At 67.2% G+C, this 19,703-nt stretch carries 22 protein-coding genes; 12 read left to right on the forward strand and 10 right to left on the reverse strand.

From position 1 onward, the window contains the following. Positions 1-3: 3 nt before the first annotated feature. Positions 4-375, reverse strand: a complete 372-nt coding sequence (locus BGO20_RS16095) for a hypothetical protein (protein ID WP_291660207.1) — start codon at positions 373-375, stop codon at positions 4-6. Positions 376-652: 277 nt separating this feature from the next. Here BGO20_RS16095 and BGO20_RS16100 point away from each other — a divergent pair, with 277 nt between their 5' ends. After that, positions 653-1,561, forward strand: coding sequence for a DMT family transporter (locus tag BGO20_RS16100; protein WP_291660205.1), 909 nt, complete (start codon positions 653-655; stop codon positions 1,559-1,561). Positions 1,562-1,648: 87 nt separating this feature from the next. After that, positions 1,649-2,779 carry an iron-containing alcohol dehydrogenase gene (locus BGO20_RS16105; RefSeq protein ID WP_291660204.1) on the forward strand — a complete coding sequence of 377 codons (1,131 nt, stop codon included), beginning with the start codon at positions 1,649-1,651 and terminating at the stop codon, positions 2,777-2,779. Between the two features lie 12 nt (positions 2,780-2,791). Here BGO20_RS16105 and BGO20_RS16110 read toward each other — a convergent pair whose 3' ends face one another. After that, positions 2,792-3,427 carry a pyridoxamine 5'-phosphate oxidase family protein gene (locus tag BGO20_RS16110; RefSeq protein ID WP_291660203.1) on the reverse strand — a complete coding sequence of 212 codons (636 nt, stop codon included), beginning with the start codon at positions 3,425-3,427 and terminating at the stop codon, positions 2,792-2,794. 225 nt (positions 3,428-3,652) lie between these two features. Here BGO20_RS16110 and BGO20_RS16115 point away from each other — a divergent pair, with 225 nt between their 5' ends. The 4 genes from BGO20_RS16115 to BGO20_RS16130 all read left to right on the forward strand — a co-directional run bounded on the left by BGO20_RS16115 (position 3,653) and on the right by BGO20_RS16130 (position 6,376). Continuing rightward, positions 3,653-4,114, forward strand: coding sequence for a hypothetical protein (locus tag BGO20_RS16115; protein WP_291660202.1), 462 nt, complete (start codon positions 3,653-3,655; stop codon positions 4,112-4,114). A 5-nt stretch (positions 4,115-4,119) separates the two neighbouring features. Next, positions 4,120-4,782 carry a ribonuclease T2 family protein gene (locus BGO20_RS16120; RefSeq protein WP_291660200.1) on the forward strand — a complete coding sequence of 221 codons (663 nt, stop codon included), beginning with the start codon at positions 4,120-4,122 and terminating at the stop codon, positions 4,780-4,782. Between the two features lie 103 nt (positions 4,783-4,885). After that, positions 4,886-5,737, forward strand: coding sequence for a 23S rRNA (adenine(2030)-N(6))-methyltransferase RlmJ (locus BGO20_RS16125; RefSeq protein WP_291660198.1), 852 nt, complete (start codon positions 4,886-4,888; stop codon positions 5,735-5,737). 33 nt (positions 5,738-5,770) lie between these two features. Further along, complete coding sequence (locus BGO20_RS16130; RefSeq protein WP_291660196.1) at positions 5,771-6,376, forward strand: glutathione S-transferase; 606 nt, start codon at positions 5,771-5,773, stop codon at positions 6,374-6,376. 165 nt (positions 6,377-6,541) lie between these two features. Here BGO20_RS16130 and BGO20_RS16135 read toward each other — a convergent pair whose 3' ends face one another. Next, positions 6,542-7,192, reverse strand: coding sequence for an outer membrane protein (locus BGO20_RS16135; RefSeq protein ID WP_291660195.1), 651 nt, complete (start codon positions 7,190-7,192; stop codon positions 6,542-6,544). Between the two features lie 373 nt (positions 7,193-7,565). Between BGO20_RS16135 and BGO20_RS16140 the strand changes: the two genes are divergently transcribed. Continuing rightward, positions 7,566-8,369, forward strand: a complete 804-nt coding sequence (locus tag BGO20_RS16140) for a glycosyltransferase family 2 protein (protein ID WP_291660193.1) — start codon at positions 7,566-7,568, stop codon at positions 8,367-8,369. 397 nt (positions 8,370-8,766) lie between these two features. Here BGO20_RS16140 and BGO20_RS16145 read toward each other — a convergent pair whose 3' ends face one another. The 6 genes from BGO20_RS16145 to BGO20_RS16170 form a co-directional block, all read right to left on the reverse strand. Further along, complete coding sequence (locus BGO20_RS16145) at positions 8,767-9,036, reverse strand: hypothetical protein (protein WP_248308016.1); 270 nt, start codon at positions 9,034-9,036, stop codon at positions 8,767-8,769. 199 nt (positions 9,037-9,235) lie between these two features. After that, the gene (pgeF, locus tag BGO20_RS16150) at positions 9,236-10,000 is read right to left on the reverse strand and encodes a peptidoglycan editing factor PgeF (RefSeq protein WP_291660189.1); all 765 of its coding nucleotides are present in this window, start codon (positions 9,998-10,000) and stop codon (positions 9,236-9,238) included. A gap of 49 nt (positions 10,001-10,049) precedes the next feature. Beyond that, the gene (locus BGO20_RS16155; RefSeq protein ID WP_291660187.1) at positions 10,050-11,138 is read right to left on the reverse strand and encodes a class I SAM-dependent methyltransferase; all 1,089 of its coding nucleotides are present in this window, start codon (positions 11,136-11,138) and stop codon (positions 10,050-10,052) included. Then, positions 11,135-11,980, reverse strand: a complete 846-nt coding sequence (lgt, locus tag BGO20_RS16160) for a prolipoprotein diacylglyceryl transferase (protein WP_291660185.1) — start codon at positions 11,978-11,980, stop codon at positions 11,135-11,137. Before lgt ends, BGO20_RS16155 begins: the two co-directional genes overlap by 4 nt. A gap of 82 nt (positions 11,981-12,062) precedes the next feature. Beyond that, positions 12,063-13,079, reverse strand: a complete 1,017-nt coding sequence (locus tag BGO20_RS16165) for an NADP-dependent oxidoreductase (RefSeq protein ID WP_291660183.1) — start codon at positions 13,077-13,079, stop codon at positions 12,063-12,065. A 145-nt stretch (positions 13,080-13,224) separates the two neighbouring features. Continuing rightward, complete coding sequence (locus tag BGO20_RS16170) at positions 13,225-13,806, reverse strand: chloramphenicol phosphotransferase CPT family protein (RefSeq protein WP_291660181.1); 582 nt, start codon at positions 13,804-13,806, stop codon at positions 13,225-13,227. Positions 13,807-13,908: 102 nt separating this feature from the next. Here BGO20_RS16170 and uvrC point away from each other — a divergent pair, with 102 nt between their 5' ends. Genes uvrC through BGO20_RS16195 form a run of 5 tightly spaced genes read left to right on the forward strand, consistent with a single transcriptional unit; the run spans position 13,909 to position 18,523 of the window. Continuing rightward, positions 13,909-16,026 carry an excinuclease ABC subunit UvrC gene (uvrC, locus tag BGO20_RS16175; RefSeq protein ID WP_291660179.1) on the forward strand — a complete coding sequence of 706 codons (2,118 nt, stop codon included), beginning with the start codon at positions 13,909-13,911 and terminating at the stop codon, positions 16,024-16,026. A 57-nt stretch (positions 16,027-16,083) separates the two neighbouring features. After that, the gene (pgsA, locus tag BGO20_RS16180) at positions 16,084-16,704 is read left to right on the forward strand and encodes a CDP-diacylglycerol--glycerol-3-phosphate 3-phosphatidyltransferase (protein ID WP_291660178.1); all 621 of its coding nucleotides are present in this window, start codon (positions 16,084-16,086) and stop codon (positions 16,702-16,704) included. Positions 16,705-16,742: 38 nt separating this feature from the next. Next, the gene (moaD, locus tag BGO20_RS16185; protein ID WP_291660841.1) at positions 16,743-16,994 is read left to right on the forward strand and encodes a molybdopterin converting factor subunit 1; all 252 of its coding nucleotides are present in this window, start codon (positions 16,743-16,745) and stop codon (positions 16,992-16,994) included. A gap of 7 nt (positions 16,995-17,001) precedes the next feature. Next, positions 17,002-17,460, forward strand: a complete 459-nt coding sequence (locus tag BGO20_RS16190; protein ID WP_291660177.1) for a molybdenum cofactor biosynthesis protein MoaE — start codon at positions 17,002-17,004, stop codon at positions 17,458-17,460. 40 nt (positions 17,461-17,500) lie between these two features. Beyond that, a complete protein-coding gene (locus tag BGO20_RS16195) occupies positions 17,501-18,523 on the forward strand; it encodes a DUF1176 domain-containing protein (protein ID WP_291660176.1) in 1,023 nt (340 codons plus the stop codon). Positions 18,524-18,628: 105 nt separating this feature from the next. On the opposite strand, the gene BGO20_RS16200 is transcribed toward BGO20_RS16195, so the two are convergent. Next, positions 18,629-19,516, reverse strand: a complete 888-nt coding sequence (locus BGO20_RS16200) for a branched-chain amino acid aminotransferase (RefSeq protein WP_291660174.1) — start codon at positions 19,514-19,516, stop codon at positions 18,629-18,631. Positions 19,517-19,703: the final 187 nt, after the last annotated feature.

Raw genomic sequence — 19,703 nt, forward strand, 5'->3', positions numbered from 1 at the left:
CCGCTAGGCCTGCCTGCGGGTGATGACGGTCAACGCCCCGTTCTGGTCGATCTGGGCGATCAGGACGTCGCGGGCGGAGAACCCCTTCGCTTCCACCGCCGTCTTTATCATCGGCGCACGCTCGACGGCGTTCTGCAGTCGCTCCCGGTCCTCGGCCGAGCGCTTCGCCACCAGCGCGTCGACCTGCGTCTTGGTGGCGTCGGGAAGCTCGTTGAAATCCACCACCTTGACCGATCTGATCGCCGGCGCCGGAGACGGCGGCTGCGTCGGCGAAGGCGCCTGGGACGGGTTCGGCCCGGGCTGCGGCGATGGCGACTGGGCCTGCGCCGCGCCGGCGAGGACAAACGCGGTACCGGCGGCGGCAAGCATCATCATGCGCATCGGAGTTCCTTCCTTCGGTTGCGGATGAAGGCCAATTCCATCGTCCGAATGGGTTCGGAAGCTGAAGCCGGCCGGGTCATTTCATGATCATGTCGCGGCACGAATGCGACCGCACCGACATGCTGCCGATCGATCCCGGTGCGGCCCGCGCGCCCTGCGGCACGGTTCCGCCGCTCGGCATCAGACGACGGAATGACGCCCATGCGGCGAGAGGCTTGCCAGGATCGGCGGGCCGGGCCAGGGAGATGCGCCCGAGGAAACGCCAGCCGCCATGACCACCCGCAATGCCTCCCTGATCGGCATCGCCACGATGCTGCTCGGCATCCTGCTGTTCTCGCTCAACGACGTCATGGGCAAGTGGCTGGTCTCGACCTACACGCCCGGCCAGCTCATGCTGGTCCGCAGCGCCGCGGCGCTCCTCGTGCTCTCGCCCTTCATCCTGAAGCAGGGCCTGCGCCGGACCTTGCGGCCCGAGCGGCCCCGCCTGCAATGGCTGCGTGTCGCGATCGGCGCCACCGAATCGACGCTGTTCTACGTCTGCGTCGCGCATCTACCCCTGGCCGACACGATGACGCTCTGGATGGCCGCGCCGATCTGGGCCGTGCTGCTCGCCGCACTGCTGCTCGGCGAGAAGGTCGATCCCGCCCGCTGGGTCGCGGCGGGCCTGGGGTTCCTCGGCGTTGCCCTGGCGCTGGCGCCGACGGGAGCGAGCTTCTCGCCTCCCGCACTGCTTGCTCTGGCAGGCAGCATCCTGTTCGCAGCCCTGCTGATCGCCGGCCGCAAGCTGCGCGGCACGCCCGACGTCACGCTCGTCGCCTGGCAGACCTTCGGCTCGCTCCTGCTCGGCATCGCCCTCTTACCGTTCGGATGGGTGATGCCGACGCCCCGTGATTTCGGCCTGCTCGCCCTGCTCGGCATCGTTGCCCTGCTCGGCCATCTCTGCGTGACGCGCTCGCTGAAACTGGCGGAAGCCTCGGTCGTCGCACCGTATCAATATACCTTCATCATCTGGGCGCTGCTCTTCGGCTGGCTCTTCTTTGGCGACTGGCCCACCGTGCCGATGCTCTGCGGAGCCGCCCTGATCGTAGCCGCAGGCCTTGCGCTGATCCTGCTCGAAAGGCGCTCGGTGCGCGCGCCTTCCCTCCCCGTCCGGAAGGTCCCGATCCCGCAGCAACCCTGATCTGAGCGCATGAGGCTTGGCACCGGCGGCGCCGATGGGCGAGAAAGCCCAACCCCGGCGACGATCCCAAGCCGGCCGGAGGACGCCATGGCACTGATCACCTATCTCACCACAATCAAGTTCGGCTTCGGAGAGATCGCCGGAATCGAGGCTGACCTCGCCACGCTCGGCGTCGCGAAACCCTTGATCGTCACCGACCGGGGAATCGTCGCGGCAGGGCTGATCGACGCAATCGGCCAAAATGCCGGCCGGCTCAAGGAAGCGCCGGTCTTCAGCGACACGCCGACCAATCCCACCGAGGAGGCGGTCGAGGCGGCGCTTGCCTGCTATCGCCGGCATGGCTGCGACGGAATTGTCGCAATCGGCGGCGGCTCGCCGATCGACCTCGCCAAGGGCGTCGCGCTGCTCGCGACCCATGACGGCCCGCTCGAGACCTACGCCGCAATCCTCGGCGGCATTGCGAAGGTCACCGCGAGCGTCGCGCCGGTGGTCGCGGTCCCAACCACCTCCGGTACAGGCAGCGAGGTCGGCCGCGCCGCGCTGATCACGCTCAAGGACGGCCGCAAGCTGGGCTTCATCTCGCCGCATCTGATTCCGCGGCTCGCCATCTGCGACCCGGAACTGACCATGGGCCTCCCGGCCTGGCTCACCGCGGCAACCGGCATGGATGCGATCACCCATTGCATCGAGACCTATCTCAGCCCGCGTGAGAATCCGCCGGCCGAGGCGATCGCGCTCGACGGCCTCACGCGCGCCGCCGCCCATATCGCCCGGGCCGTGCGCGACGGCCCCGACCGCGACGCGCGCAGGGAGATGATGATGGCCGCCCTCGAAGGTGGCATGACCTTCCAGAAGGGGCTCGGCGCGGTCCACGCCCTCTCGCATCCGCTCGGCGGTCTGAAACAGGTCTCGCTGCACCACGGCACGCTGAACGCCGTGCTGCTGCCGGCGGTGCTGCGCTTCAACGCGCCCGCGGCCGCAGCGAAATATCGCGAGATCCGCCGGGTCCTGGGGCTCGCGCCGGATGCGGATCTCGCCGCCTGGGTCGCCGAGCTGGTCGCTAGCCTCGGCATGCCCGGCACGCTGACGGCGATGGGCGTGCCGCGGGAGGTCGTTCCCGCCATCGCTGCGGCGGCGACGCTGGATCATTCGAGCGCCACCAATCCCCGCCCCGCGACGGCAGCCGATTATGCCGCGATGCTGGAAGCTTCATTCTGACGATCCGCGGCCTCAATAAAGCCGATCGCGATAGGCCTCCTCGAGGTTGCGATCGGCGGCATCCGCCTCGACCAGCCTGGTCTGCTCGGCCACGATGCGGCCGAGCGTGGGGAAACTGTGGCGCGGCACCTGCGTCGCGGGGTCCCATAGCCTCGACCGGATCAACGCCTTGCCGCAATGGAAATAAGCTTCCTCGACGGAGACGATGATGCCCGTGATCGGTGGCCGCTGCTGCATCGTCGAGGGCTCCAGGAGCCCCGCATCGCGCGTCACGCGCGCCTTGCCGTTGACCCGCAGCGTCTCGTTGATGCCCGGAACCATGAAGACGATGCCGATGCCGGGCGAGGCAACGAGATTGCCGAAGCTGTCGATGCGGTTGTTGCCGCGGCGGTCGGGAACGAGAAGGGTGCGGTCGTCCAGCACGCGCACGAAGCCGGGGCCGTCGCCGCGCGGACTCGCGTCGACACCACCGGCGCCGTCACTGGTCGCGAGCACCAGAAACGGCGACAGGGCGATGAAGTCCCGGCAGAAGCGGTCGAGCCGGTCGAGCACCTTGTTCTGCACCACCGGACTGACCGCGCCGATATGGCTGCGCAGCGATGCCGCATCCTCGATACGCGCAGCCGGATCGTCGAAGCAATCGTCCATGCCCTCACCTCCCTGCGGTGACTGTCGCCGATAGGCGACCTTCCCGCCACAGCGCTCATGCCGGCCGCAGCCAGCGTAGTGCGCAGGGCGGGCGCACGCTCCGATAGGCCGAAATGCCACATCGGGCCGGCGCGGCGACCCAGGCCGGCGCTCACGCCTTGACCCCCGCCGGGCAGCCAGCCATCGTAAGCGAAACTCGCATCCGCCTTTATGAGGCCCGATTCCATGCGCCGCGCCCTGCTTCGCACCACCCTCGCTTCCCTTGCCTGCCTGGCGGGCCTCGTCTCGGCCGAGGCTGCCGGACGGCGCTATGTCGCGCCGCTGGACCGTGCCGAGGAGCGTATCGTTCCGATGTATGGCGACCTGCCCGGCTGCGAGGACCCGGCCGTGCTGTCGCGGCTGAGCGGCTCGTTCGACTCGCGCGAGTCCACCTATTGGGGGCCGCTTCAGGCGCTTGCTTATGACCATGTCGTGCAGATCGGCTTCCGCCCCTGGGGCGATGATTTCATTCCACGGCGCTTCTGCACGGCGCGCGTCATGCTGAACAACGGCGTCTATCACCGGGTCGACTACTCCGTCCGGGAAAATCTCGGGCTCTTCGGCAGGGGCTGGAACGTCAACTGGTGCGTCGCCGGGCTCGACCGCGAACTGTCCTACGCACCCAACTGCAAAATGGCGCGCCCCTGAGCACCATGCTGCGGCATCTGATTTCCGCGACCCTGGCCTGGCTCTGCCTCGCCGGCGCGGCGCAGGCACAGGGGTTCGGGCAACGCGGCCGCACGCCGGGCGATTTCGACTTCTACGTGCTGGCGCTGTCCTGGTCGCCGGGCTTCTGCGCGCTCGATGGCGATCGCGGACGCAATCGCGAGCAATGCGCCGACGGCGCCGGCCTTCGCTTCGTCGTTCACGGCCTCTGGCCGCAATACGAACGCGGCTATCCCAGCGATTGCGGGCCTGGCCGCGCGCCGTCGCGCATGGCGATGTCCGAAGCCGAAGGCGTCTTCCCCAGCGAAGGGCTGGCCCGCTACGAATGGCGCAAGCACGGCACCTGCAGCGGCTCCGCCCCCGCCGATTATTTTCGGGACGTCCGGCGCGCGCGCGACAAGGTCGCGATTCCGCCGGCGCTGGCGCAGTCCGAGCGCGACCGCAGCTGGACGGTCCTCGATCTCGAGCGCGCCTTCGTCGCGGCCAATCCCGGTTTGCGGACGGACATGATGTCGGTTGCCTGCAAGCGCGGCGTGCTGCAGGAGGTCCGCATCTGTCTCGACAAGGATTTGCGCGGCTTCCGCAGTTGCCCGCAGGTCGATCGCTCCGGCTGCCGCGCGCGCGACTTCACGGTCGTCGCCCCGCGTTGAGCGACGACGCTCCGCACCGGCTCAAACTATCTCTTTGTTATCGCGTCGGATTTGTCGGAAGACGCGATTTTCCGGCATCGCTTCGATGCTATAGAAGCGACGCATGAACTACCGCCACGGCTTCCATGCCGGAAACTTCGCCGACGTGCTCAAGCATGCGATGCTCGCGCGCGTCCTGCAGCATCTCGCGGCCAAGCCCACCCCCTATCGCGTGATCGATACCCATGCCGGTGTCGGCCGCTACGATCTGGGTTCCGAGGAGGCGCTGCGCACGCATGAGTGGAAGGACGGCATTGCGCGGCTCGACCGCTCGCCGCTTCCAGCGGCGGCGGAAGCCCTGCTCGAACCCTATCGCACGGCGCTGTCCGCGATTCGGGCCGAGCATGGGGCCAACGCCTATCCAGGCTCGCCCTGGTTCTGCCGCCACGCGATGCGCCCGTTCGACCGGCTCATCGCCGCCGAGCTCCATCCTCCGACCTATCGAAAGCTTGCCGAGGTGCTGGCACGCGATGCGCGCTGCAAGGCGCTGGCGATCGACGGCTGGACCGCGTTGCGCGCCAATATCCCGCCGAAGGAACGGCGCGGCCTCGTGCTCGTCGACCCGCCCTTTGAAGACAAGGAAGAGTTCGCGACGCTGGCGCAACAGTTCATCGCCGCCCACCGCAAATGGCCGACGGGCATCTACATGCTCTGGTATCCGATCAAGGATCGTCGCGCCGCCGCCACGATGCTCGATGATGTACTGGAAGCAGGCATCGGCCGCCTGCTCCGTCTCGAGATCGACGTCGATCGGCCCGAGGCGGCCGGTGGTCTCGGAGCGACCGGCCTGCTGATCGCCAATCCGCCGTGGAAGCTGGCAGAAGAGGCCGAGATCCTGCTGCCGGCACTGACCGAACGGCTCGCCCAGGGGCAGCGGCCACGCTATCTATGCGAGCCGATCCGCCCCGACGGCTGATCGCCCGCTCTCCTGTCCCGAGGTTTCCGACCGATGCTCGTCCTGCGCTCCTCTCCCGCTTCGCCCTTCGGCCGCAAGGTCAAGATGGCGGCCCTCGAACTGGGTCTGATGGACCGTATCGACATCGTCGCGGCCGATACCAGCGACCCCTCCGAGCCGCTGCGCCTGCAGAACCCCCTCGGCAAGATTCCGACGCTGGTGCTGGAGGACGGAACGACGCTGTTCGATTCGCGCGTGATCGTCGACTATCTGGACTTCCTCGCCGGCGGCGGCCGGCTCATCCCCCGGGACGAGGGCCGCTTCGAGCAGTTGCGCTTGCAGGCGCTCGCCGATGGCATCTGCGATGCAGCCCTGCTTCAGGTCTACGAGGGGCGGTTCCGCCCCGAATCGAATCGCAATGCCGACTGGCTTGCGCATCAGGCCGGCAAGGTCTCCCGCGGACTCGCCGCGCTCGAGGCTGCGCCGCCGGCCTTCAGCGGCCGCCCGCGCATCGGGGAGATCGCCCTCGCCTGCGCGCTGGGATATCTGGACCTGCGTTTCGAAGGGACATGGCGCGCCGGCCACCCCCGCCTGGTCGCCTGGCTCGACGACTTCGCCGCGCGTGTACCGGCCTTCGAGAGCACCCGCTTCAAGGGCTGAGCCGGGCTCGCTTCCGGCGGGCGCATCACCACCACAGACCGACTGCAGAAAAGGCCCGGCGCTCTTGCGAGCGCCGGGCCTCGACGTGCCGGGCCCAACTGGCAACCGGACAAAAAAACCCGGTGGCCGAGGCCACCGGGTCGCTCAAATCCGATTGTGGTCGGATCAGAACTTGTAGCTCAGGCGGGCGCGGACGACCGAGAAGTCGGTGCCGACCTTGGTGCCTGCGCCAAGGATGTTCTTCTCGCCCAGGTCGACGTAGAGGTACTCGACGCCGGCGATCAGGTTGTTGGTGATGGCGTACTCGATGCCGCCGCCGACGGTCCAGCCACCGGTGTGCGAGCTGTCGTTCGAGAAGGCCAGAGCCGGGATCGAGGTCTTCACGTTGCCGTAAGCCCAACCGCCGGTGACATACGGCATGAAGCGGTCGATCGCGAAGCCGACGCGGGCACGGACGGTGCCGAAGTAGTCGGTCTTGACGCGAACGAGGCCGAGGTTGTTGCCGCTGCTGAGGTCAGCGCCCTGCAGGTCCGCCTCGAGGCCGAGCACGAACTGGCCCATCTGGTAGTTGTAGCCGATCTGGCCGCCACCGACGAAGCCGTCGAGATCGCCGACATTGGCGAAGCCGTTGGCGTTCACGTTGCCCCAGCCGTAGCCGGCGTTGGCACCGACGTAGAAACCGGTCCAGGTGAAGACCGGCGGGATGTAGACCGGAGCGGCAACCGGGCCCTTGCGCGACGGCAGGTCGGCGGCCGAGGCGGCGCCGGCAGCGATGATGCCCAGAGCGGCAACGCTCGCAAGCAGGTACTTCTTCATGACATACTCCTTAGTCGTCGCGATCGCCGGAAGGCCCGGCGGGTGATTTCGATGATGACTGTATAGAACCAGTCGTCGCTTTTGTCTGTTGCACCGGCAACACATCTGCTTTGCAGACCGCGGCAGAAATGCGGCACGAATGCGATAACTGAACTCAAATAGGTAAAACCCAGTTAACCACCAGCCCTAAGCCCGTCATGGTAAATCGAATACTAATAGAACGCCGCCGAGGCTACGGCGACAGCGGGAAGCTCGCCGAGGAACGCGCGTTCTCCCGCAAGGTTCCTTGCCGGGTCAAAAACTTTCGACCTTCGCCTTGCCGCTCCCGACTGCGCATGCTTAAGCCTTGAAATCCCACGGGTCGAACGAGACTGTGCCACCTCTTTCCATCTTCATCATTGCCCTCAACGAAGCCGACAGGATCGGCCTCGCCATCGCCGCGGCCCGGCCCTTGAGCGACGATATCGTGGTCGTCGATTCCGGCTCGACCGACGGGACGCAGGGCGTTGCCGAAGCTCTGGGGGCCCGGGTCATCTTCAACCCCTGGCCGGGATACGGCCAGCAGAAGCGCTTCGCCGAGGAGCAGTGCCGGCACGACTGGCTGCTCAATCTCGATGCCGACGAGGTGCTGCCTCCGGACATGGTCGCCGAGATCGGCGCCCTGTTCGCGCAGGGTCCCCCACCAGCCGACGCCTATCGGACCAGAATCGCCGAAATCTTCCCCGGCGAGAAGGCGCCGCACCGCTTCGCCTATGCCCTTTCACCCGTGCGGCTGTATCGCAAGTCGAAGGGCCGCTACTCTGCCTCGCCGGTCCATGACCGCGTCGATCTCGTGCCGGGTGCCAGGGTCGGCAGGCTGAAGGGTACGATCCATCACTTCTCGGTGCGGTCACTCGGCGAGCAGATGGACAAGCTCAACGCCTATAGCGACGCTCAGGCGGATGATCTCGATGCACGGGGGGCGACAGTCTCGGCCTTCCGCCTGATCGCGGAATTCCCGGCGAATTTCGTCAAGGCCTATGTCGGCCGCCGTCACGCACTGCGGGGCCTCTACGGCTTCATGACCGCCATGAACTATGCCTTCTACCGCTATCTGCGTGCCGCGAAGCACTGGGAGAGGCGCCTCCAGCGCAATGCCGGCATCACGCCCGCAGGCAAGCGACCGAACGATAGCTGATGTGGCGCTGGTCACGAGCTGGGCGCGGCAAATCGGGGGCGCCATCGTGAACCTCCTCGACCAGCGCGTCCGGCAGCTGACGCCTCGGTATTGTCCTGCACGCTCTCCAGGGCAGCCTTGCTGGTTGCGCCGACGTCGCTGCCCAAGCCCTGTCGCCCCGTCTCAGGGTGAATGCCGTCGCCTCCGGACCGACCTTCGCCAGTTCGTATGACGGCGGGCGTCCACTGGACCGTGAGGCGGCAGGCACCTCGCTCGGTCGCTGGGTCGAACCGGAAGAGATTGCGGGGCCATGCTGTACCTGGCCCGCGCCCGCTCGATCACGAGGCTGATGATCGCCATCGAGCCCGGGCAGCATCTGGGCTGGCGCAAGCCCGACATCGTCGGCTGAGGCTGAGCCTCAGGCCGCGCGGTTCTTCAACGCGCCGATGATCGCGGTAAGGATCGCGCCGCCCGCACCGCCACCGATCAGATTGGTGAGGATGCTGCCGACGCTGAGGTTGCCGCCCTGTGCAGCGGCGCTGATCGCCGGGATCAACAGCGGAATCAGCTGCCCGAGCACGCCGCCGCCGACCAGCCCCGATAGCGTGTTGCCGAGCGTGCCGAGATCGAAGCTCGGGCTGGCCTTGCCTGCCGCATTGCCGCCGATCGCGCCGGCGACGAGATTCATCAGGATCTGTTCCACAGCAGCCCCCCGCATGCACAGGCATCGCCCGCATTCTCGCGCCGGGGAGGCGATGCGTTCGGCCCGGCATCAGCGAGGATGACTCAGCTGCGGCCATGCGGCAAGCCGCCGCACTGTCGGGTTCGGGCGCTGGCTGAATCCCGCGACAAGAAGGGCGTTCTGAGGGGCGCCGCCCAGCGTCCGGTCAATCCAGCGTGATCGCGGCGATGAGCCGCCCGTAATCCGGCTCGCCGCGATGCGTCGTGCGGCGATAGCTGAAGAACCGCTCTTCATCGCCATAGGTGCACAGGCCGAGATCGACGAAGCGACCGATCCCCGCTTCCTGCGCCTTGAGGGCGATGAAGGCCGGCAGGTCGAACATCGCGTGGGCGGGACGGGTCGAGGCCGTGAAGAAGCGCGAATAGGTCGCATTCTCCGCCTTGAAGCGCTCCACGAATTCCGGGCCGACCTCATAAGCCGCTGCGCTGATCGTCGGCCCGAGTACCGCGACGATCCGCTCGCGTCGTGCGCCGAGCTTCTCCATTTCGGTGACGGTCGCGCCGACCACCCCGGCAAACGCGCCCTTCCAGCCGGAATGCGCGGCCCCGATCACCCGTGCCTCGCTGTCGGCGAACAGGATCGGCCCGCAATCGGCCGTCGAGATGCCCAGCGCGACCTTCTGCGAGATCGTCACCATCGCATCGGCCCGGGGCCTCTCGTCCTGCCAGGGACCGGTGACGAGCGCGACATCGGGGGAATGGACCTGGTGGACGCTGACCAGGTGATCGGGCTCGACATCGAGAAAGCGCGCCATCCGCGCGCGGTTCTCGCCTACCGCAGCCGGATCGTCCGAGGAGCCGAGCCCACCGTTCAGCGAGGCGTAGATGCCGGTCGAGACTCCGCCCTCGCGCGTAAAGAAGGCGTGTCGAACACCGGTTTCGCCGGCGAGTTCGGAGGAGGTGATGAACATGGCATCGTCCCGTCTGCACGAATGCCGGCATGTCCGGCCTCCGTCTCTCTCAGACCTGCTCTGGCACCCGATGAAGGTCAAATCCGGGCAGCGGCGGCAGGGCCGGGTGAGACAACGCCATAACCTTGAACAAATCACCCATGCCGGCCTCGCCGGGCTCGATCAATCGATCGAAGGCTTCGAAAATCGCCTTGCGCTGAGCGGCATCAGCGCTCCGCGAGAGGATCTGTGCCCGCTGGGCCAACCCGAGCGCCAGCAGAAAGTCGCGCTGCGTCGCCGGCCCATGGAGCGCTGCGCCTGCCCTCAGCCCCGCCTGCCCCATCCGCTCGAAGTCGACATGCACCGTCAGGTCAGCCTCGCCCGGCTCCGCCAGCGGGTCGACGAAGGCATGGCGCCTCATCGCCTGCAGCGTGTCGCCGAAACCCGAGCGGATAGGACCGTAGTCGATGAAGGCGGCGCCTCCGCCCTCGCGGGAGAGATGGCGCGCGATCCCGGCGACGACATCGAGGGCTGCCGATGGCTGCTCGAGCACGGTCCCCACCGGCGCCCTCGCCTTCACCCCGTCGCCGGTTGGTGCAAGCCCGAAGGCGAGTTCGCCATCCTCGCCCAGCCCGACGAGGCGCTCGCACCAGCCTTCGGCCGTCATCACGAACTGGTCGAGCGGCAGCGCATCGAGGAACTCGTTGGCCAGCACGATCGCCGGGCCGTCGAGGACCGACACGACGGTATCGTGCCAGACGGCGCCGGCCCCGCTCAGTGTCTCGGCCTGCCTTGCCCGCAAGACGGGACTGGTCTCGACGAGGTGGACCGACAAGGCGCCGTGGAAGCCGGGCACGATTCGCGTCGCCCGCAGGACGTCGGCCATCAGCGTGCCGCGCCCCGGCCCGAGTTCGACGAGGCGGAAGCGCGAAGGCGCGCCCATCGCCTGCCAGAGATGCGCGGCCCAGAGCCCCAGCAATTCGCCGAACATCTGGCTGATCTCGGGAGCGGTGGTGAAATCGCCCTCCCGGCCGAAGGGGTCGCGCGTCATGTAATAGCCATGGCGGGGATGGCCGAGAGCCAGCGCCATGTAGCGCGAGACCGGCAACGGCCCTTCATCCTGGATCAGGCGGACGATCTCGGCCTTGAGCGCATTCACACCCGCGCCTCGCGCCCGCTGCGCCAGACCAGGCAGATCCCGACGATCAGCACCGGCACCGAGAGCAGCATGCCCATGGTGATGCCGCCGGAGAGCGCATCGACATTGGCGCCGAACAGGAAGCCGAGCTGTGGATCCGGCTCGCGAAAGAACTCGCAGACGATGCGCGCCACCGCATAGCCGATGCCGAAGATCCCGGCGACGAAGCCCGGCCGGCGGAACCAGCCTGTCCAGACGAGCGCGTTGACGATCGCGAACAACAGGATGCCCTCGGCGAACGCCTCGAAGAGCTGGCTCGGATAGCGCGGCGCCGGCCCGCCATTCGGGAAGATCATCGCCCAGGGAAAGTCCGGCGCCGGCCGGCCCCAGAGCTCGCCATTGATGAAGTTCGCGATACGCCCGAGGAAGAGCCCGATCGGCACCACCGCCGCGGCGAGATCGAACACCGAGAGCGCCGGGTATCCGCGCCGCCGGGCGAAGAGCCACAGGCCCAGCGTCGCACCGACGAGCCCGCCATGGAACGACATGCCGCCCTGCCAGATCGCCAGAATGTCCTGCGGCCGCGCAATATAGCGGGGCAGGTCGTAGAACAGGACGAAGCCGGTGCGCCCCCCGAGCACGACGCCGAAGGCGACGAAAAGCAGCATGTCGTCAAGCTCGACCGGCTTGGGCCTGGGACGCCCGCTCCAGAGCCGATCCGTGCCGACCAGAAGCCTCGCATACCACCAGCCGCCGAGAAGACCGACAACATAGGCCAGCCCGTACCACTTGATCGCGAGCGGCCCGATCTGGACCGCGACGGGATCGATCATCGGGAAGGGAATGGCGAAGACTGGCATCATGCAGTTCCGGAACCGGGCGCATGGTGATGGCCGCGCGCCTGCCGAGTGGTCAAGGAAAAAGGCTGGCCCGCGGCACCCGGCCTCAGAGCTTGACGATCAGCTTGCCGAAATTCCGGCCCTCGAGCAGGCCGATGAAGGCCTCCGGCGCATTCTCCAGCCCGTCGACGATGTCTTCCTTGTATTTGACCGCGCCTGCGGCGATCCAGCCGGCCATCTCCTCCCGAAACGCTGGTGCCTGGGCGATGAATTCGCGCTGGATGAAACCGCGGATCGTCAGGCTCTTCGACAGCACTTGCCGCATCAGAACCGGAAGGCGGTCCGGTCCCGGGAACGCGCCGGTCGCGTTATATTGCGCGACGAGGCCGCAGACGGGAATGCGCGCGAAGCTATTGAGCAGCGGAAAGACGGCGTCCCAGACATGGCCGCCGACATTCTCGAAATAGACGTCGATGCCGTTCGGACAGGCGGCTGCGAGCTTGCCGGCCATATCGGGATCGCGATGGTCGACGACGGCATCGAAGCCGAAGCTGTCGCGGACCAATGCGCACTTCTCGGGCCCTCCAGCGATTCCGACAGCCCGCGCGCCCTTGATCCGCGCGATCTGGCCGACCGCCGAGCCGACCGGCCCGCTCGCCGCCGCCACGACGACCGTCTCGCCCGGCTTGGGCTGGCCGATGGTGAGCAGCCCGGCATAGGCGGTGAACCCCGGCATGCCGAGCACGCCCAGCGCCGTCGTCACCGGTGCCCGCGCTGGGTCGAGCTTGCGCAATTGCGTGGCGTCCGCCGTCGCATAGGTCTGCCAGCCGGAATGGGACAGCACGATATCGCCGGGCTTGAAGGCAGGATCGCGGCTCTCGATGACTTCGGCGACGGTACCGCCTTCCATGACCGCGCCGATTTCGGTGGGAGCGGCATAGGATTTCGCCGCACTCATCCGGCCGCGCATATAGGGATCGAGCGAGAGGTAGAGGATCCTGAGGAGCACCTGCCCCTCCGAGACCGCGGGAATAGGCACGCGCTCCACTCTGAAGTTCTGGGGTCCCGGGCGTCCCTCCGGACGGGAGGCAAGCGCGATCCGGACATTGTCGAGCTGGGACATGGCTGCGATCCTCGATAAGCGCGCTCCGGAGAGCGCCGTGGCCATATGGGTGCGCCTCCGGGCGGATGGCGGTACAGGCGGCCGGCCTTTCGGGGCCCGGACCGGAAACCTTCCGGAGGTGGCGAAAACTGCCGTCGCCCGGCATTCAGCGCCGATCGCGGCGCTCTCGCAAGCGATCGAAGGCCGCAGGGCGTACACGGTCCTTCCAGGCAGCAATGACGATGTCGGCGTTGGCGGCGGGCCCGTCCACCCCATCCACTTCGCAGTCGTACAGGCAGTAGGTGTGGATCCGAAAATGATCCCGCCGCGCATCGCCGAGCCGCCGGTCGCCTCGCGCGAGCTCGCGTCGCTCCAGTTCGGCGAGATCGCAATGAACCCCGACGAAGAAGACGTCCTGTTCCGCGAGCGTGTCGGCAAGCCGCAGCAACCAATCCTCGCTCTCCATGATGTGCTCGACGATCAGATCGTTGCCGGCCTCGACATAGGCCAGCAAAGAGCGCTCGAAGCCGATGAAGAACGGCTCGCGCATGGCGTGCCAGTCGAACTCCTTGCTGCGGATGCGCGCCGTCGGCAGGACGCCGGAATCGCGCAGATGGTCGATCGAGATGTGCCAGAACGGGCTGTCGATCCGGGCCTGCAACGCACGCGCGAGCGAAGACTTGCCGCTGCTCGAGGCGCCGTTGAGCAGGATGATGCGGCCGCCCGTGGGCCGCGTGGCGTCTGTCATGCGCGCAACACCTCGATGAATCTGGCTCGGGCGGCCGGTTCAGCGCATGTCGGTCGTCGGTCCTGACATGACGAAGCGGCTGCGGCATCCTACATGAGCCCCATGAGTCGCGAACGCCAGGACGATCTGCCACGGGACGAGTTCGAGGACGAGGAGGACGCCCTCCCCGCCGCCGAACCGGCGCTCGATCTTGCCGAGACGGCCCCTGGCGCGCTCAAGGCGGGCATCGAGGTCATCCAGCAATTCGCCAAACACCTGCCGAACAGGCCCGGCGTCTACCGCATGTTCGATCGCGCCGGCGAGGTGCTCTATGTCGGCAAGGCCAAGAGCCTGAAGAACCGCGTGACCTCCTATGCCCGCGGCATGGCGCATACCAACGCCGTCGCCCGGATGATCGCCGAGACGGCGAACATGGAGTTCGTCACCACCGGCACCGAGACCGAGGCGCTGCTGCTCGAGTCGAACCTGATCAAGCAGCTCCGGCCGCGCTACAACGTGCTGCTGCGCGACGACAAATCGTTCCCCTATATCCTGCTGACCGGCGACCATGACGCGCCCGCGATCCTGAAGCATCGCGGCTCGCGCCAGCGCAAGGGCGATTATTTCGGTCCCTTCGCCTCGGTCTGGGCGGTGACGCGCACCATCGACGCGCTGCAGAAGGCCTTCCTGATCCGCACCTGCTCGGATTCCTTCTACGAGAACCGCACCCGTCCCTGCCTGCTCTTCCAGATCAAGCGCTGCTCCGGCCCCTGCACCGGCGAGATCTCGATTCCCGACTATCAGGCACTCGCCGGGCAGGCCCGCGACTTCCTCTCCGGCCGCTCCTCGGCGGTGAAGCAATTGCTCTCGACCCGGATGCAGGCTGCAGCGGAGGAGCTCGAATTCGAGAAGGCGGCGCGCTACCGCGACAGGCTGGCGGCGCTCTCGGCCGTGCAGGCGGGGCAGGACATCAACACCCAAGGCGTGGAAGAGGCCGACGTCTTCGCCATCGACGAGCAGGCCGGGCATTTCTGCGTCGAGATCTTCTTCTTCCGCAACCATCAGAACTGGGGCAACCGCGCGCTCTTTCCCCGCGCCGACCGCTCGCTGACCCCGGCCGAGGTGCTCGCTTCCGTCGTCGCCCAGTTCTACGACGACAAGCCCCCGCCGCGGCTGGTACTGCTCTCGCATCCGGTCGAGGAGATCGAACTGATCGGCCAGGCGCTCTCGGCCCGCGCCGGCCGCAAGGTCGAGGTCGCGCATCCCAAGCGCGGCGAGCGCGCGGACCTGATGGGCCATGCCGTCAAGAACGCGCGCGAGGCGCTCTCGCGCAAGCTCGCCGAGAATGCCGGCCAGCAATCGCTGCTCGCCGCACTCGGCGCCGCCTTCGGCATGGAAGCGCCGCCGCGCCGGGTCGAGGTCTACGACAACTCGCACATCATGGGCACGAACGCGGTCGGCGGCATGATCGTGGCCGGGCCGGACGGTTTCGTGAAGAACCAGTACCGCACCTTCAATATCTCGACCGACACCATCGCCGGCGACGATTTCGGCATGATGCGCGAGGTGCTGACGCGGCGGTTCGCGAAGCTGGCGAAAGAAGAGGGCATTGCCCTGAGCCCTCATCCTGAGGAGGTCGCGAAGGCGGCCGTCTCGAAGGATGCTCCGGATCGCGACGGAACCAGGGCGATCGCGCTCGGAGAGATACCTGACGGCGGTCCCCAGGATGAAGCCCCGCCGAAGAAGGATCGCAAGGCGCCGAAGCCGCGCCGGGACGAGGACGGGTTCCCCTCCCGTCCCGACCTCGTCATCGTCGATGGCGGCAAGGGGCAATTCAGCGCCGCGCTCAAGATCATGAAGGAGCTCGGCGCGGCCGACATCCCGCTCGTCGCCATCGCCAAGGGCGAGGACCGCAACGCCATGCGCGAGACCTTCCACATGGAGGGCCGCGAGCCCTTCAAGCTGCAGCCGCGCGATCCGGCTCTTTACTTCATCCAGCGCCTGCGCGACGAGGCCCACCGCTTCGCCATCGGCACCCACCGTGCCAAGCGCAAGCGCGAGACCATGAAGAACCCGCTCGACGAGATCCCCGGCATCGGCCCCTCGCGCAAGCGGGCATTGCTCCTGCATTTCGGCACCGTGAAGGCGATCCAGCGCGCCAAGCTCGATGACCTCATGCGCACGCCCGGCGTCAATGCGGCCACCGCCAAGGCCGTGCATGATTTCTTTCACGATGGCTGATACTCCTGCCACATTCGCAGGTTTGCGTGTTGACGCTGCGATGGCCGGATTGCTTTGGTGCTCGACGTGACGATTCTTCCAGACGCCATCAGGCGGCGCGGGCCCTGGTCCCTGCCCAACCTTCTCACCTACGGCCGGATCCTCGCGATCCCGGCGCTGGTAGCGATCCTGTTCTGGCCGCGCGACGACTGGATGCGCTGGATCGCGCTGGGCATCTACACCGCCGCCGCCATCACCGACTATCTCGACGGTTACATCGCCCGCGCCTGGAGCCAGCAATCAGCGATCGGACGGATGCTCGACCCGATCGCCGACAAACTGCTCGTCGCAGCCCTGCTGCTGATGCTGGTCTATACCGGCCAGATCGAGGGCTGGACGCTCTGGGCCGCGATCGTGATCCTCTGCCGGGAGATCCTCGTTTCGGGCCTGCGCGAGTTCCTGGCCGACCTCAAGGTCAGCGTTCCCGTCAGCAAGGTTGCGAAATGGAAGACGACGGCGCAGCTCTTCGCGCTGGGCTTCCTGATCGCCGGCCCGGCCGGCGACAAGGTCCTGCCGGGCAACACCCAGATCGGCATCGTGCTGCTCTGGGCGGCGGCGGGGCTGACGATCTATACCGGCTGGGATTATTTCAACGCCGGTATCCGCCACCTCGTCGAGCAGGACGAGCGCATGCCATGACCGCCGCCCCTGCCATGACCGCGACGGGCACCCGCACGGTGAAGCTCGTCTACTTCGCCTGGGTGCGGGAACGTGTCGGCATTCCCGACGAGACGCTCGACATCCCGACCGATCTCGCCACGGTGACCGACCTGGTGCGCTGGCTGAAGGCACGCGGCGAGAACTACCAAGCCGCCTTCGCCCGGGAGGCCTTGGTGCGCGCCGCGCTCGACCATGTCCACGCCAAGCCGGGCAGCCCGCTCGGCGATGCCCGCGAGATCGCCTTCTTCCCGCCGATGACCGGCGGCTGAGGCCGCCATGAGCCCGCTCATCCGCATCCAGCGCGAGGATTTCTCGCTTCAGGACGAGATCGACGCGCTGTCTGTCGGACGCAGCGATATCGGCGCCGTGGTCTCCTTCACCGGGCTCTGCCGTGACGAGGCTGGCACGCTCGCCGCACTCGAACTGGAGCACTATCCTGGCATGGCCGAGGCCGAGATCGGCCGGGTCGCCGAGGCGGCCGTCGCGCGCTGGCCGCTCCTCGGCCTGGTCGCGATCCATCGCTACGGGTTGATCCGGCCGGGTGAGCAGATCGTGCTGGTGCTCACCGCTTCGGCCCATCGTCGGGCCGCCTTCGAGGCCGCCGATTTCATGATGGACTACCTCAAGACCCGCGCCCCCTTTTGGAAGCGCGAGCACCGCGCCGACGGGACGCTTGGCGGCTGGGTCGAAGCCAAGGGCGAGGACGACGATGCGGCAGAGCGCTGGAGCCGGTAGAGTTCGAAACAGGTCGAATGCACACAGGCGAGCCACCCTGGTGGCCGGGCTATGGCTGGGCCTCACCGCCGCGGCCGCTGCCGCCGACGAGCCCCGGACATTCCGGGACTGGATGGCGGGTTGCGACAACGTCAGGACCTGCGCCGCCCTGTCGCTGCCGCCGGAGGCGGCCGAGACCGTCGCCTATCTGCGGCTCGAGCGCCCCGCCGGGCCGGACGGCGCCCCGCGACTTCTTCTCAGGTTGCGCGGCGACTGGAAGAAGCCACCGGCGGCGCTGCAATTCAGGCTCGATGGTGCCGCCTTCCCTGCCTCCGGCGGGCCGCTTCCCGCCACGGCCGATGGCGACGTGATCACGGTGACGTTTTCGGCCAAAGATACCGCCGCTCTGATCGAGGCCGCCCGCAAGGCGACGAAGCTGACGGCGTCCGCTCCCGGTGTGTCCGGAAGCATCTCGCTCGCCGGCTCCGTCGCGGCGATGCTCTGGATCGACGAGCAGCAAGGACGGCTCGGGACGACGACGGCATTGATCCGCAAGGGCGAGAAGACAGGAGCCGCGCCCGCACCGGCCCTGCCTCTGGTCGCGGCCACGCCGGTGCCGCCCATGCTCGACATGAAGGCCGCGAAGCAGCAGGCCGCCCGCCTGCGTGCCGAACTGAAGAAACGAAGCCCGGATGCCTGCGAGGACGACGGGGCCGACGGCGACAGCGCCTGGTCGCTCGGCGACAAGCGGGTGCTGGTCGCGCTATCCTGCTCGCGCGGCGCCTACAACTTCTCCTCGTCCTTCTTCATCATGCCCGAGAACGACCCGGCCAGGGCGACGCCGCTGCGCTTCGCCGATGGCGACGGCGACGACGGCAACGATTTGACCAATGCGAGCTTCGATCCGCGCACCGGGCATCTCGGCTTTTTCGCCAAGGGCCGCGGAATCGGCGATTGCGGGGTGAGCGGCGGTTATGCCTGGAACGGCAAGGGCTTCCTGCGCACCGAGCTGGCCATCATGGGCGAATGCCGGGGCATCGCGCCCGAGGACTGGATTACGCTGTATCGCAGCACGGCAAAGTAGCGTGCCAACCTCTCGGGCGAAGCAGAACTCCGGCCCGAGAGCCTTGAGACCGAGGTCAGTGATTGCGACGTGCCCGGACCGAGCCTGGGGCACGACGCAACCGGCTTACGCTGCCTTCGACTGCGGGCGCACCGCCGCCGAATAGTCCTCCATGATCACCTTGCCCATGTTGCCGGTGACGAAGTTGTAGGGTCCGATCTCGGAAACCAGCGTCACTTCGGCGGCCGAGCCGGTGATGAAGCACTCGTTGAAGCTCTCGAGTTCCTCCGGCCGGATGCGCCGTTCCACCACCTCGAAACCGCGCTGCTTGCACAGCTCGATCACCGACTGGCGGGTCAGACCGTTGAGGAAGCGGTCGGCCAGCGGGGTGTGGATCACGCCGTCCTTGATGAAGAAGATGTTAGCGCCGGTGCACTCGGCGACATTGCCCTCGAAATCGAGCATCATCGCGTCGGCATAGCCCGCCCGCTCGGCCTTGTGCTTGGAAAGAGAGCAGATCATGTAGAGCCCCGCCGCCTTGGCATGGACCGGTGCGCAGGCGGGGTCGGGCCGGCGGTAATCCGCGACATCGAGGCGGATGCCCCTCAGCTTCGCGGCCATGTCGAACATGCTCGGCCACTCCCACACCGCGATCGCGGTGTGGATCGAGTTGTTCAGGCCGGACACCGCCATCATCTCCGAGCCGCGCCAGGCGACCGGGCGGACATAGGCGTCCTTGAGTCCGTTCTCCTTCAGGCAGAGATATTTGGCCTCGTCGAGTTCCGCGACCGAATACGGCACCGTGAAATCCATAATCTCGGCCGATTTGTGGAAGCGCTTCGAATGCTCCGTGCACTTGTAGATCACGCCGTCATAGGCGCGCTCGCCCTCGAAGATGCAGGAGCCGTAGTGCAGCCCATGGGTCAGTACGTGAATCTTCGCGTCCTTCCACGGCACGAGCTTGCCGTCGAACCAGATGACGCCATCGCGCTGGTCGAAAGGAATGACTGACATGGGACCTTCTCCTGGGTGCTTGCTGCTCCGAACTCCGGCACAGCCTCTTTTGGAACGCAAGCCTGGGTCTAAAGCTGCGCTGCCGCGACGCGCTTTGAAATAATCGTTCGCTCAGCGCGCTTGACTGGTAATCTTCCGTCTGAGATATGTCAACAACATTGACCTAAATTTTCGGAGAGCTTCTTTG

The organism is Allobosea sp. 67-29, assembly GCF_001898115.1.
Lineage (GTDB): Bacteria > Pseudomonadota > Alphaproteobacteria > Rhizobiales > Beijerinckiaceae > Allobosea.